The organism is Streptomyces sp. NPDC090083 (genome assembly GCF_044747445.1).
Classification (GTDB): Bacteria; Actinomycetota; Actinomycetes; order Streptomycetales; family Streptomycetaceae; genus Streptomyces.
On the sequence record NZ_JBIVED010000009.1, the window covers coordinates 90,848 to 104,395 of the forward strand.

Sequence of the window (13,548 nt, forward strand, 5' to 3'; positions counted from 1 at the left end):
ATTGCAACGGCCTTGCCTCTAGGTGCCGCTGGGCGCGGGGGCCGTGGAACCTCGTAGGCGCAGTTCGGGCTCGACGAGGATCTCCTCGTTGTCGGCGGTCCGCTTCGAGATCAGCGAGGTGACGATGCGCGCCACGTTCTCCGCGATGCGCTCGATCGGCTGCCGGACGGTGGTGAGGGGCGGTCCGATGAAGTCGAGCACGGGTGAGTCGTCGTATCCGACGACCGAGACGTCCCTGGGAACGCTCAGGCCCAGACGTTCCGCGGCACGGTAGGCACCGAATGCCATCTCGTCGCTGGATGCCACGAGGCCGGTCGCCTCGTGGCCCAGCAGGGTGGCGGCGGCCTGTTGGCCACCCTCGATGTTGAAGTACTGGCGGACGACGAAGTGTTCGGGGCTGTCGACGCCACGGCGGCGCAGCGCTTGGAGGAATCCCTCGACCCGTCGGTCGGCGGGCAGGTTGCCGGTCGGCCCGGCGAGCAGGCCGATCCTGCGGTGCCCAAGGTCCCAGAGATGGCCGACGGCCAGTTCGGCGGCGCGCCAGTCGTCCGTCGAGACGACCGGGGCCTCGTACTCGGGGAAGCCGCCGTTGATGCTGACGTAGGGGATGCCCCGGGATTCGACGAACTGCACGACGCGGTGGTCCTCGTCGCGCAGGGTGTTGCTCGACGACAGGAAGACGATCGCCGCGACACCCGCGTCGACGAGGGACTCGACGTAGTCACGCTCGCGCGGAGTGCCCGGGTAGACGGGGCAGATGATGGTTGTCAGCCCGTAGGGGTTGAGCTCGTTCTCGATGCGTTCGCCCTGAAGGGCGAAGATCGGGTTCTTCAGGTTCGGGGTGAGCATGACGACGAGCCGGTTGTCGAGGGGCCGCTCGTAGTTGATCTGCTTCAGGGCTTCTTCCACCGCCTGCCGGGTGGCCGGCGCGACGCCGTACTTGCGGTTTATGACGCGACTCACAGTGGCTTCGCTGACGTCGGCGAGCTGCGCGACCTGCGCGAGCGTCGTGGAGCCGATGGCCGCGCGGGTGCCCTTCCGTGCCTTGGGCGGTTCGCTGCCGGTTCCTGTCGTCATCTCAAACCTTCCGGGCGGAGCAAGTACGTGATGGTCCGTCATGCCGATTGTCGGCAGGAGTGTTCACTGTTTCACGGAGCCCGCCAGAAGACCTGCGACGAAGTGCCGCTGGAGGAACAGGAACAGCACCAGGACGGGTACGACGGAGATCAGTGTGCCGGTGAGCAACTGCCCGTAGTCCGTGGACTGCACGCCGTGCAGTGTCGCCAGGGAGACCGGGACGGTGTAGGCCTCCGGGGTGCGTTGCACGATGAGCGGGTACACGAAGTCGTTCCACTGTCCCAGGAACAGGAAGATGGCGAGAGCTGCCAGGGCCGGCCGCATTGTGGGGATGACGATCTGGAAGAAAGTGCGCAGTTCGCCCGCGCCGTCGACGCGTGCCGCCTGGATGAGTTCGTCGGGGACGGACTGCATCGCCTGACGCATGAGGAAGATCCCGAACGGAAGCGCGAGGTTCGGCAGGATCAGTCCCTGATAGGAGTTGAGCCAGCCCAGCGCGACCATCATCTTGAACAGCGGTACGAGAGTCACCTGCCCGGGCAGCGCGAGTGACGCGATGATCAGGGTGAACATGGCGTCGCGGCCCCGGAAGCGGAACTTGGCGAAGGCGTACCCCGCGGTGCTGCACACCAGCATGCCGAGCCCTGTGTACACGGCCGACACGATGAAGGAGTTGCGGAGGGCCACTCCGAACTGGAGGTTGGTGAACAGGCCGGACAGGTTCGTCCAGAAGCGGTCGCCGGGCAGAAGTGCCGGCGGCGAGGAGAAGATCTCGCTCGTGGAGTGTGTCGAGGCGACGATCAGCCAGGCGAACGGGACGAGCATCAGTACGGCACCGAGGGCGACGCATGCGGTGAGGACGGCACTGAGCGACCTCGTGGAACTGGACTCGCGTCGTGCGCGCGGCAGATGCGTGGGGGTGACGGTCACTGGGCGCGCCTCCTCAGGACGAGCATCTGGATGACGGAGACCGCGGTGACGATGAGGGCCAGGACGTAGCCGATCGCGGAGGCGTATCCGAAGTCGAAGTTCTTGAACGCGCTGTTGTAGAGGTACATGCCGATGGTGAGGGTGGCGTTGTCCGGGCCGCCGCCGGTGAGGACGTAGGGCTCGTCGAAGAGCTGGAGGGTGCCGATCGTCGACAGTACGACGGTGAGCAGGATCGCGGGCCGTAGGCCCGGGATGGTGACGTGCCAGAACTGCTGGCGCCGGTTCGCACCGTCCATCTGCGCGGCTTCGTACAACTCGTTCGGGATCGACTGGAGTTGGGCAAGGTACATGACGGTGCTCTGGCCGGTGTAGTGCCAGGTCATCGCCATGATGATCGATGCCTTGGCCCAGAAGGGGTCCGTCAGCCACGGGATGCGCGGCAACCCGACCGACGTGAGCAGATAGTTGATGAATCCGTTCTGGTAGTTCAGGAGCGCGGAGAAGAGGATGCCGTAGGCGACCAGGCCCATGACGATCGGGACGAAGTAGGCGACCCGGAAGAACGAACGCCACTTCAGGAGCCTGGAGTTGAGGGCGACGGCGAGCACGATCGCAAGGCCGAGCATCAGGGGTACCTGGATGACCAGGATTTCCAACGTGTTGCGCAGAGCCGTCCAGAACAGCGGATCATCCAGGAGGCGTCCGTAGTTCGCGCCGCCGACGAACCTGGTGACTCCGCCGACGTTCTGCGTGAAGCTGAGAGCCAGGGCGTAGAAGACCGGATAGACCTTGAAGCCCAGGAACAGCACGATCACGGGTGCCAGGAACACGAACGGTGTCGCGCGTTGGCGCAGGACCGCGCGGGAGGAGCGTCGGCGGGTCGGCGGGGTGCCGGGCAGGGCGGGGTGGACGGCTCCCCGAGCCGGTGGCCGGAGACGGGATTTCATGGTGTCGGACATGGTTCCTCGTCGGTCAGTCCTTCACGGTCTTGCGACCGGTCTGGTCGGCGAGCAGCTTCGCCGCGCGGTCGAGGGCCGACCGTGGGTCGGCTCCCTTCACCAAGACCTGGGTCTGCGCGTCGGTGTAGACCTTCAACGCCTTGGGATAGTCCTTGGTGTAGTGGTCTGGGGGCGTGTCCTGGCTGAGCGCCTTGATGACGAGCTGGTTGGTGTTGAAGCCGAAGTAGGGGTTCGACTGTTTGAACTCGGCGGTGTCCCACATCGGTTCGTAGCTCGGGAAGAGTCCGTCGGCCTTGGTGATGACCTTCTGTCCGGCGAGAGTGGCCATGCTGTACTTGACGTACTCGTAGGCGAGCTTCTGCTTCTTGCTCGACTTGGCGACGGTGAGGTAGGTGCCGCCCGCGGAGGACGCGGTGTAGCTGCCCTTCGTCATGGCGGGCGACATGCGCACGCCCCACTTGCCCTTCATCTCGGGGGCGGTGCTGTCGAAGCTGCCGACCATCCACGAGGCCCCGGGCATGATCGCGACCGGGGACTGGCCCTTCATCTGGGACGTGGTGCCCTGGCTCTGCGGGATGTCGGTGACGAGTCCCTTGTCGTTGGCCTGCTTGAGGAAGGTCAGCGCCTTGACGCTTCCCTTGTCGTTCAGTGAGATCTCGCCCTTGCCGTTGAAGAAGAAGGTGCCTTCCAGGCGGGCGAGCATCTGGAAGAGGTTCGCCGAGTCGGCTTGCGAGGCGGCCTTGTCGACGGCGAAGAGGTTGGCGCCGGTGGCCTTCTTGATCTTCACTCCGGCGGCCAGCATCTGGTCCCAGGTACTGATCGAGTCGATGTCGACGTCGGCCCTCTTGAAGAGGTCGGTGCGGTAGTACAGGAGGTTGGTGTTGACCTCGAAGGGCATGCCGTACTGCTCCCCCTTGACGTTCTGCCCGCCCTTCCACAGGCCGCTGGGGAAGTCCTTGGCCAGCGAGCCGGCGCCCATGCCGCCGAGGTCGGCGAAGCCGTCCGGGAACGTCTCGAGGTAGTTGTTCATGTAGTCGCCGCCGATGTCCATGACATCGGGCAGACCCTGGCCGCCGGCTGCCATACCAGCGGTGATCTTGTCCCAGATGGCCGGGTTGCCGACGTCCTGCACTGTGACGGTGACACCCGGGTGGGACTTCTCGAAGGCCGCGGCGGTGGCCTTCAGGCCGGTCGCGGGTGATCCCCACGCCCAGGCGGTGAGTGTGTCCTTGCCTCCGGAAGTGTCCGAGGACGCCATGGAGCAGCCGGACAGAAGACCGGCGGCAAGGGTGGTGACTGCGGTGAATGCGCCGACCTGGGCGCGCCTGTGGGGACGCGGCGAAGTGGTCATGGCGGTCGATCCTCCTCGATCGAGATGCAGCACTCGGCTTGGTGGGCGCCATCATGACCCGACTTACCGACGTCTTGCAAGAAGGTGTTGCAAACTTCCAACTCGGATTTGCATACTTGGTCACGCCAGCGATCTGGCGACTTCAGCAACCGTCACGTCGAGCGGGACGCCACCGCATGAAGGAAGTCACGACACCGATGCCATTCATTGCCCCACAGCGCGCATTGCCCACAGACGGGACATCAACACGGCTCGACGAACGTGGCTGGACGGTGAAGGCCAGGGACAGACATGCCGGCATCAGCTTCGAGGCGTCGGCCGGCCCCACTGTCCTGCTCGCCACCGAGACCGGCGAGCGGCACCTCCTGCCCGACGACGGCTCCACACCCGTCGTCCTCACCGGCAGCGGCGCCTGCTGGCTGCTTCCCCGGAAGTCCGGCACGGATGAGTACGCGTGGCACATCGCCGCCGCCGGCAAGATCGAGCTCCGCTCCGACGGCGGACGCCGCACCGTCACCGTCCACGCCGACTCGGCCGCGCTCGTCGCCCACCGTGCCCGCCCGCACGCCGACGTCGACGGGGCGGAGTTCACCATCGGCCTGCCGGGCGGCGACTCGCTGGCCGACGCCCTCGCCGGCTTCTACTGGGGCACGATCCTGCCCTGTGTCGTCGAACGGACCATCGCCGCCGACTACCCGGACCGCGACGGATACGTGATCAGCACCCTTGCCGACAAGTACGTCGGCACCTACCCGGACGTCGACCACGAGTTCCAGATCAAGGGACGGATGGCCTGGGGCAGCCGCACCGACCAGGACGTGGTACGGCGAATGCTCGACCTCCAACTGCGCCTGATGCGCGAGGATCCCCAGCAGCTGTGGCGCGCACCCTGCGCCGTACAACCGGATGGCGACCGGGAGTACCACGTACGCAGGAACAGCCTCGACAACTCCCAGAACGCCGTCATGTTCCTGGTGACCGGCAACATCGAGATCATCGAGTCCGCCTGGCTCTACTTCGCCCGCACGAAGGACACCGACTGGCTACGGGAGCGCATCGAGGACCTGGAAGGCGCGTCGTCGTGCGTCGCCGACTGCATGGACCGCCGTGGGCGCCTGTGGTCCGACGTGTACTACGAGGACCAGGTCATCAAGGACGGCCGGGAGACCATGGCGGCCTCGCTCGCCGCCAACTCCTTCGAACTCCTGGCCGCGCTCGAGGACGTGCTCGGCCGCAGTGAACAGGCACGCTCCTACCGAGAGACGGCAAGTCTCCTCGCGGCCGCTGTCCGGGAACCCGTCCCCATCGGCTGCTGGGACGACGCCACCCACCGCTTCGTGGACTGGGTCGACCGCTCCGGCAACGTGCACGACCACGTACACCTGCTTGCCAACGTGCTCCCAGCCCTGTTCGGACACACCGACCGCGCGCAGACCGAGCACGTCCTGGCGCTCGTCGACCGCGAGCTGGACGAGTTCCAGCGTTTCCCGACCTTCCTCGCCGCCCGCGTACAGGACTACACCGACGACGAGATCGGCGACGGCGGCCCCTACGACCTGTGCGCAGCGGGCAGATACTGGTGCTGGGACGCCGCGTTCTGGTCCTGGCGCCGCAACGGGGCGATTCTCCGGCAACAACTCGAAACCGTCGCCGCACAAGGCGCCGCCGACGACTACGTCATGGGCGAGCGGTACGACATGAACCACGTGTACTACACGGATGGTTCCAACTGGCATGGCGCCGCCCACTATTACGAGTATCCGTGCGTCTATGCCTGGGTCCTGATCACCGAATACCTGGGGGTCCGTCCGTCCCTCACCGCGGACCTGCTCATCGCACCCCGGGTCGTCGACTCCGGCACCGTACGGCTGGGACAGAGCGCCTACGAAATCACCTACAGCATCACCCAGGATGCCTTCGAACTCGTCAACGACGCCGCGCGCACACGGTCGTTCGAGCTGGACCTCTCCGCTCTCAGCGACACCGATACACGACATGCCGACGCTTCGCGCACCGTCGTACTCGCACCGGGCCGGTCGGTCCGCATCACCCTGCCGGACACGGCAGGCCCAGGAGTGGAGGACCAGGCATGAGCACCGCATCCCTGCTCGGCATCGACCTCAGTACCACCCCGTTCAGCCGCCGGGGCTCCTACTTCGCCCTCTCGCGCGTCACCGACCTGCACGACCACGGCGTCTACCTGCGCACCGTGCGCGGCGACGCCCGACACCGCGAGATCGTCCGGCTCCTCCTGGACGGCGGCACCGAAGCCCAGTCCCGGACCACCGCCGGGATGCTGACCCTCCAGCACGGCACGACCCGCGTCGAAGCGGTCCTCGACGGTCCCGGACGCGCCTACCTGACGGTCTACGGCGGAGCCCTCACCCTCGACTTCCGAGCGACCTCGCAGTACGACGTCGTCCTCCGGGAGAATCAGGACACCTGGCGTTTCATCGACAGCGGCGCCAACCGCAATTACCGCGTCCGCGTCCTCGGCGGCACCACCCGCTTCGACGCCCGCTGGGACGGCGTCCGCAACATCGAAGCACGCCTGCGCATCGCGGCACACGAGGGTATGGCGACGGTTGTCGTCGACGAATACGGCAGCGCCGTACCCACCGACCCCCTGGACAGCCCCGACACCCTCGCAACCCTCGCCCAGGCCGACTTCGACGCGTGGTGCAGCACCCACGGTGGCGACGAACGCAACGATCCCGCGATCGGGGACACCGTCCGTCTGGCCGCCTTCGTCACCTGGGCGGCCATCGTCCCCCCGGGAGGTGCCCTGCGCCGCGAGTCCATGCTCATGTCCAAGAACCGTATGACCAACGTGTGGAGCTGGGACCACTGCTTCAACGCGATGGCACTGTGGCGTGATCCGCAGGCCGCGGCCGACCAGCTCTTCGCCGTCTTCGACCACCAGGACGAACACGGCTGCCTCCCGGACTACGTCAACGACGCCGGCGTCGAGCGCAACTTCGTCAAACCGCCCATCCACGGATGGTCGATCAACCGACTCATCGACCTGGGCGGCCTTACCGACGACACGATCGCCGCACTGTACGTGCCCCTGCGACGTTGGACGGAATGGTGGTTCGCACACCGCGTCTACGGCGACGACGGCATCCCCTCCTACAACCACGGCAACGACTCCGGATGGGACAACGCCACCACGTTCGGTGCAGACGTACCCGTACAGAGTCCCGACCTGCTGGCCTTCCTGGTACTGCAAATGCAGACTCTCGCGCGGATTGCCCGGCGCCTCGGCCGCCACGACGACGCGACCGCGTGGACGACACGGGCCCACAACACGGTCCGTACCCTCTGCGAGGCATTCTGGGCCGGAGACCGGTTCGTCGCCCGGGACACACTGACGGGTGGGACGATCGACTCGCAGAGCCTACTGACCTTCATGCCCCTCGTCCTCGGGGAACTCCTTCCGCGAGACGTGTCCGACACGACCGTGCAGCGCCTCCTCGACGGCGGCTACCTCACCCCCCACGGCCCTGCCACCGAACCACCCACGAGCCCTCACTACGAGTCCGACGGCTACTGGCGCGGTCCCATCTGGGCACCCTCCACCATGCTCCTCGCCGACGGACTGCGCCGCAGCGGGCGTCCCGAAATCGCCGAAGACATCGAGTCCCGGTTCATGGCGACCTGTGGGGGAGCAGGCATGGCCGAGAATTTCGACGCGATGACCGGAGCCGGACTGCGTGACCGCAGCATGACCTGGACCGCCTCGGTCTACCTGTCGATGGTCACCGAGCGCGCCGAGAGGCGATCCGCTTGTGGGGTGATCTGCGGTTCGGGTTCGGTCGGCTTGGTGGTGACGAGTTCGGCCATGGAGGCTTCGGAGAGGTAGCGGCGGCCGAAGACCTGCCACTCGTCGTGGAGTTCGGCCAGGACCGCGGCGGCGAGCCGGTCGGGGGCGGCGGGGTTGGGGAAGACCTGGACGACGTCGGCCCAGTCGATCATCCGGCGATTCAAGCACGCTGCGGAGTGGCCTCCGGGGGGCGGTGAGTCGTGAGCGGGATCGCCTACGCCACCGCCAGTGCCGGGGCCTGCAGCGCCGGGAACACGGTGTGCTCATCGAACAGGCGGCGGTCCTTGAGGCAGTGGTGGAGCTGGCCCAGCATCCGGTTGAAGAGGTTGCGCTGGCCAGCGGCGTGCCGGTCTCCGTGGTTGTCACGTCGCCGCCGGTAGTGGGCTTTGGCACCGGGCGAGGCAGTCATCACTGAGAACGCCCAGAGGTAGCCGGCGTGGTTGAGCCGGTTGTTCTTCACCCATTGTCTGATGATGCTGGACTCCTTGCCGGAGGCGCGGGTGACGGGTGAGGCGCGCGCGTAGGCCTTCAGGCCGCGGGCGTTCGCGAAGCGGGTGCGGTCGTCTCCGATCTCGGCCAGCACTCGGGCGGCGAGCTGGATGTCGAACCCGGGGAAGCCGAGGATGATTTCGGAGTCCGGGTGCTGCGGGAACGCCTCCTCGACAGTCTGGGCGAGGCCGGCGGCGGCGGTGTCGGCGGCCGTGAGCTGTCCGAGAAGGGCGAGCGTCTGCTTGCCGAGCGCGTCCTCGACAAGTCCGGGCCAGCGTTCGAGGCCATCATGCGACCAGCCCGGGCCACTTGGGCGTTCGGCGGACAGCGGACGTGACGTGGTCAACCAGATCGCTGGGCGTTTGGGCCGAGATCGCGTCCGTCCACAACTTCAATGTCGGTGACAGTTGTCCAAGAGGGATCCAAGCTCAGCGAGACGATGTCCATGCCATCGCGTTCGAGTTGGATCATCGAGGAACCCGACGACCGATCTGCTCGTCGAGCAGGCAACGCGGGGTGCCTGGACGGACCCACGATCTGACGGCCGCCCGCATCCACAAGATCCTTCGGATCCGCGCGCGCCAGGACGTCCCGGCCCTCGCCGACATGGCCTGCAGAGGTGGGGGTGACTGCGGATCTGCTGGCCGAGGTCAGGACTGCCGGTTGGCCCGGAGCGTCGGCGAAGCCTGTGGTCAGCACCAGCACCAGCACCCGAGGTCGCCGCGGTGCCACCGTCCGGATCCGTGGGATCATCGAGCGGCTCGTCACTGCCGGCGAGTGGCAGGAGGGGACCCCGAACATCCTCGTCGTACCGGACGCCCGATACCACGGCCCGTGCCTACCCCACTCGCCCGGCGGACCACTCGTCGAGATCTCGGCCACTGCCATAGGGCGTCAGTGCGGGCGGTCCTGTGCCGCGGCGGCTGTGGCGAAAGCCGAGTGGGGCACCTCTCGTGCCGCCCAGTCCGCGAAAGCAGTGGCCGGCCGGCCGAGGACCTCCTCGACCCCCTGCGAGAGATAGGCGTCGGCGCCTGTGCGGATGCCCTCCAGCATCGCCATGCGCCACTCGACGTAGCCCGGCGGGGTCCCCGCCTCCGTCAGCCGGGCCGCGTGCGCGGACGGGTCCTCGCTCCGGAACCGCACCGCGGTCCCGGAAGCCGCTGCGAGCACTCCGGCCGCCTGCCGGAACGTGAGAGCGGCCGGACCGGACAGAGCTATCCGCTCCGAGACGTGCGTGCCGCGGGCCAGGATCCGCGCGGCGACCTCGGCGACGTCCTGGACGTCGACGAACGGTTCGGCCGCGTCACCCACCGGGGCAGTGATCACACCGTCGACGGGAGCGAACATCGCCTCGGTGAAGTTCTGCGCGAAGTGCGAGGGCCGCAGCACCGTCCAGGGCACCGGGCCCGCGGTCAGCGCCCGCTCAGCGAGGTCCACCGCGCCGCCGGGCAGGAACTCCACCCCGCGCGCCGACAGCAGCACCGCGTGCCGCACCCCCGCTTCCGCCGCGCGGTGCAGGAATGCGCTCAGCAGACCGCTCCAGTCGTGCGCGGAGCCGGGCCCGACCACGAACACCCCGTCCGCGGACCCGATCGCGGCTTTCCACGTGGAGGTGTCGCGCCAGTCAAAACGGAGCGCCGAACTGCGGCTCGCCGCCACTCCCTGGTGGCCGTGTTCGCGCAGCGCACCGATCAGGCGACGACCGACTTTGCCGTTCCCACCGAGAACAAGTATCTGTGCCATGCCGTCCACAGTAGGGAACCGTGTCCGGCAGAAGGATGAGTGATCAGCCAGAAAGTATTCGTATACGTCTAGCCTGGCGGAGTGGATGTTCTCAGTGACCAACTGGCTCGCGCCCAGGCGCGAGGCGCGGTGTTCTCCACCCTGCGCCGGACCGCCCCCTGGGGACTGAGGTTCCGTGGGAATCGCCCGCTGACCGCGCACGTCCTCCTGGAGGGAAGCGGATGGCTGGACGCCGAAGGCGAGGAGCCGGTCGCGCTCGCGGCGGGAGACGTGGTTCTCGCCACCGAGGGAGATCCGTACCGGTTGGTCAGCGATCCCGGTGTGGCTGGTGAGCCGATCGCCGATGCGCGCCGCCGCGGAGATGATCCCGGTGGGTCGCCGGGGGCACGGATCCTGTGCGGGGCGCACATGGTCGAGGGAAGCGTGGGCGAGGCGCTGTTGGGCTCGCTGCCCCGGTTCGTCCTGATCGGGGCGGCCTCGCAGAGCGCACGGCACCGCGACGCGATCAGCCTGCTGGCCCGCGAAGCGGCGTCGGACGGCCTGGGGCAGCAGGTGCTGCTCGACCGGTTGCTGGACCTCAACCTGGTGTACGCCCTGCGCGCGTGGTGGCAGCAGGACGAGCGGCGTGCGCCGGGCTGGTACCGGGGGTTGGATCATCCCGGGCTCGCCCGCCTGATCCAGGCCGTCCACGAACGGCCGCAGCACGCCTGGACACTGGAGTCGATGGCGCAGACGGCGGCCATGTCCCGCTCAGGATTCGCCGCCACGTTCAAGGACGTGGTCGGCCAGAGTCCGGCCAGATACCTGACCGAGCTGCGGATGGGACACGCCGAGGACGCGCTGCTGCGTACCGACGCCACCGTGTCGGCGGTAGCGACGAGCGTCGGCTACGGCAACGAGTTCGCGTTCTCCACCGCCTTCCGCCGCAGCCACGGCCTGCCGCCGGGCCGGTGGCGCACCGCACGCCGCGGAACCGTATGAACGGTTCCAGGTATCCGGGCATGGGTGCCTGTCCCGACACCCGGGGGCACACTCCGTGCGCTGCGCGGGCGAGATATTCCGGTTGGCGTCGGGTGGGGGCGCGCCAGCCGTAGTGGGCGTCGTACAGGATCAGGTTGGCGGCGGCCAGGTCGGGCATGGTGACCGGGCGTGCGGTGTGGTCGGGGTCCGGCGGAGACCTGGACGACACCTCGTCCCGCATCAGGGGGCTACGTCGAGGAGTTCGGCGTCGATGATGTCCAACTACCGGCTCAAACGGGCCGAACACGATACCTGGCCCCAGCCCACCCACACCGGCACTCGAGCCATCCGCATCAAACGACCCCAACCCTCAGACCTGTAAGGCAACAGCATTTAAAGGTTGTTGCACAAGGCCGTGTTTGGGCAGGTCAGGGCCCGTGGAGGCAGTCCTCTGGTCATGACGCGAGGGCGAGGTTGTGCATGTGCGCGACGGCCTGGACTGCGTGATGAAGTCCGTCGCCGCGTTGCCGACAGCCGCGGAGGATCTTGTCGTTCTTCATCCGGTCGATCACATGCTCCACCCGCGCGCGGACCTTGCGGTGGGCTGCGTTGTCTTCTTCCTCGCCCGCCAGCAGGCCCCGGTGGGCGCGTTTGCGGTGCTGGGTGACCATCCCACAGTTGAGGTAGGCGCCGTCGCCCAGCACGGTCACGTCCTGGCAGTGCTCGGCCAGGCCGGAGGCACGCCAGGCATGGGCGTCCGCAGTGGTGCCTGCCACCGGCCGGGCCGCGGCGATCACCAGATGTGTGTCAGCATCCACGATGACCTGCACGTTCGCCGAGAACCGGTAGTTGCGGGACGAGGCAGCCATCTGGCGTTCGCGGACCGCGACCAGGGTACCGTCCACGATCCACAACCGGTCGGGCGCCTCAGCCGGACGAAAGGCCGGCTCCAGCGCCAGCAGCGGACCAAGCCGCTGGACGACCCGGCACACGGTCGAGGACGAGACGCCGAGCAGCGGCCCGAGCTGCCGCATGGTCAGGTTCGTGCGGTAGCAGACGGCCGCCACCAGGACCCGCTCGGCCAGCGGAAGACCCCATGCACGACCGCGCAAAGTCCCGTTGCCCCCACGGTCTCGGACTGCCCGCAACAGCCGGCCGAACTAATCCATCCGCAGCCCGGTGAACGTCTCCACTCGCACTTGCTCAGCCCTCAACACCCCAGCCATACAACGGAGATGCCCAGTTCACGGTCTTGTGCAACACCCTTTAGTCATGGCGGTCGTTCGAAACGAACTGCACTCCGCCGCCGGCCTACTTGGGGCGACGGCGGTCGAGAGCGCGCACGAGTTCGCCGACCGGCGCCAGCATGTGTCCGCCATCGCCCGCGCACCACCACACAACCTCGTGATCACGCTCCGAGGCGTGGACACCGAGGTCATGCCCGGGGCACACCGGCCAGACCTGCCAGGTCCGTTCGAGCAGGCTCTCCTGGATCAGGATCGCCAGGCTGGTCAACGCCATGGCTGGGTCGTCGCACATGTTCGGCAGGATGGGGCCGTCCCAGTTGAGCCGTTCGCCGTCGGCAAGACGGACACCGGCTCCCACAGGGAACCCGTCCTCCAGGATCTCGATCTCCGGTTCGCCTTCGATCCCACGCGTGGGCAGGTCGCGGGCTATGACTCGCAGTGCGACGCGCAACGTCTCCAGACGTTCGGGGGCGAGGTCGAAGCCGGGATCGAAGCCCATATCGTCCAGGATGCGCCGGGCCAGGACGGTCATCTCCGCCTGCGGCACCTCGGCCGGGTTCCGCTCGACGACCTCCAGGACGGCGTCGGTGTGATGGAACCAGCCGAGCAGTTCGCAGGCGAGAGCGACGACGTCCTGTGGGTCGAGGCTGTCCTCGCGCACGCCGAGGTAGACCCTTCGCATCAACTGTTCAGTAGCCGCTTCGTACTCAGCCATGGCGTCTCTCACCGGCTCAGTATCCCGACGAAGCACGGTTCCCCGCCCATGGATTTCCAGCATGACGTCTGACCCACTCACCAGCGGAACTACGACCCCACAACATGATCGCGGCCGTCACTTGAAGGAACCGCACCCGGGTTGGCAGAGGTCTGCGGCGAGGGTCGGGCGGGCCGCGCCGACCCTCGCCATGGCAGTCGGTCCAATGAGAAGTGCTCGAGGGTCGGCCTGCCCGGCGGATGATGCCGGAG

At 67.5% G+C, this 13,548-nt stretch carries 9 protein-coding genes and 4 pseudogenes; 4 read left to right on the top strand and 9 right to left on the bottom strand.

Annotated features, from left to right (window positions below):
• Positions 1-18 precede the first annotated feature (18 nt).
• The 4 genes from ACIPTO_RS29030 to ACIPTO_RS29045 form a co-directional block, all read right to left on the bottom strand.
• Complete coding sequence (locus tag ACIPTO_RS29030) at positions 19-1,077, bottom strand: LacI family DNA-binding transcriptional regulator (RefSeq protein ID WP_401196958.1); 1,059 nt, start codon at positions 1,075-1,077, stop codon at positions 19-21.
• Positions 1,078-1,140: 63 nt separating this feature from the next.
• Complete coding sequence (locus tag ACIPTO_RS29035) at positions 1,141-2,007, bottom strand: carbohydrate ABC transporter permease (RefSeq protein ID WP_401196961.1); 867 nt, start codon at positions 2,005-2,007, stop codon at positions 1,141-1,143.
• Positions 2,004-2,966 (bottom strand): carbohydrate ABC transporter permease, encoded by a 963-nt coding sequence (locus ACIPTO_RS29040; RefSeq protein ID WP_401196963.1) that lies wholly within the window; start codon positions 2,964-2,966, stop codon positions 2,004-2,006. Before ACIPTO_RS29040 ends, ACIPTO_RS29035 begins: the two co-directional genes overlap by 4 nt.
• Before the next feature lie 13 nt (positions 2,967-2,979).
• Positions 2,980-4,317 carry an ABC transporter substrate-binding protein gene (locus tag ACIPTO_RS29045; RefSeq protein ID WP_401196966.1) on the bottom strand — a complete coding sequence of 446 codons (1,338 nt, stop codon included), beginning with the start codon at positions 4,315-4,317 and terminating at the stop codon, positions 2,980-2,982.
• A gap of 272 nt (positions 4,318-4,589) precedes the next feature.
• On the opposite strand from ACIPTO_RS29045, the gene ACIPTO_RS29050 reads away from it, so the two are divergent.
• Positions 4,590-6,410, top strand: coding sequence for a hypothetical protein (locus ACIPTO_RS29050; protein ID WP_401196968.1), 1,821 nt, complete (start codon positions 4,590-4,592; stop codon positions 6,408-6,410).
• Positions 6,411-7,138: 728 nt separating this feature from the next.
• Positions 7,139-8,182 (top strand): amylo-alpha-1,6-glucosidase, encoded by a 1,044-nt coding sequence (locus tag ACIPTO_RS29055; RefSeq protein ID WP_401197429.1) that lies wholly within the window; start codon positions 7,139-7,141, stop codon positions 8,180-8,182.
• On the opposite strand, the pseudogene ACIPTO_RS29060 reads toward ACIPTO_RS29055, so the two are convergent.
• Positions 8,146-8,286: pseudogene (locus ACIPTO_RS29060) on the bottom strand (IS256 family transposase); the annotation flags it as partial. The gene ACIPTO_RS29055 and the pseudogene ACIPTO_RS29060 overlap by 37 nt on opposite strands.
• 71 nt (positions 8,287-8,357) lie before the next feature.
• Positions 8,358-8,894, bottom strand: a pseudogene (locus ACIPTO_RS29065) (transposase); the annotation flags it as partial.
• Positions 8,895-9,148: 254 nt separating this feature from the next.
• Between ACIPTO_RS29065 and ACIPTO_RS29070 the strand changes: the two are divergent.
• Positions 9,149-9,259 (top strand): annotated as a pseudogene (locus ACIPTO_RS29070) (IS5/IS1182 family transposase); the annotation flags it as partial.
• A gap of 267 nt (positions 9,260-9,526) precedes the next feature.
• Here the strand turns inward: ACIPTO_RS29070 and ACIPTO_RS29075 are convergent.
• Positions 9,527-10,375, bottom strand: coding sequence for an NAD(P)H-binding protein (locus ACIPTO_RS29075; protein ID WP_366320016.1), 849 nt, complete (start codon positions 10,373-10,375; stop codon positions 9,527-9,529).
• Between the two features lie 81 nt (positions 10,376-10,456).
• On the opposite strand from ACIPTO_RS29075, the gene ACIPTO_RS29080 reads away from it, so the two are divergent.
• A complete protein-coding gene (locus tag ACIPTO_RS29080) occupies positions 10,457-11,356 on the top strand; it encodes a cupin domain-containing protein (RefSeq protein WP_401196971.1) in 900 nt (299 codons plus the stop codon).
• A 434-nt stretch (positions 11,357-11,790) separates the two neighbouring features.
• On the opposite strand, the pseudogene ACIPTO_RS29085 reads toward ACIPTO_RS29080, so the two are convergent.
• Positions 11,791-12,561 (bottom strand): annotated as a pseudogene (locus tag ACIPTO_RS29085) (transposase family protein).
• Between the two features lie 85 nt (positions 12,562-12,646).
• On the bottom strand, positions 12,647-13,309 hold the full coding sequence (locus ACIPTO_RS29090; RefSeq protein ID WP_401196974.1) for a hypothetical protein: 663 nt from the start codon (positions 13,307-13,309) through the stop codon (positions 12,647-12,649).
• Between the last annotated feature and the right edge of the window lie 239 nt (positions 13,310-13,548).

Coding starts and splice junctions, on each gene's coding strand:
- ACIPTO_RS29030 (WP_401196958.1), bottom strand. CDS start 1,077: ATGACGACAGGAACCGGCAGCGAACCGCCCAAGGCACGGAAGGGCACC.
- ACIPTO_RS29040 (WP_401196963.1), bottom strand. CDS start 2,966: ATGTCCGACACCATGAAATCCCGTCTCCGGCCACCGGCTCGGGGAGCC.
- ACIPTO_RS29045 (WP_401196966.1), bottom strand. CDS start 4,317: ATGACCACTTCGCCGCGTCCCCACAGGCGCGCCCAGGTCGGCGCATTC.
- ACIPTO_RS29055 (WP_401197429.1), top strand. CDS start 7,139: ATGACCAACGTGTGGAGCTGGGACCACTGCTTCAACGCGATGGCACTG.
- ACIPTO_RS29075 (WP_366320016.1), bottom strand. CDS start 10,375: ATGGCACAGATACTTGTTCTCGGTGGGAACGGCAAAGTCGGTCGTCGC.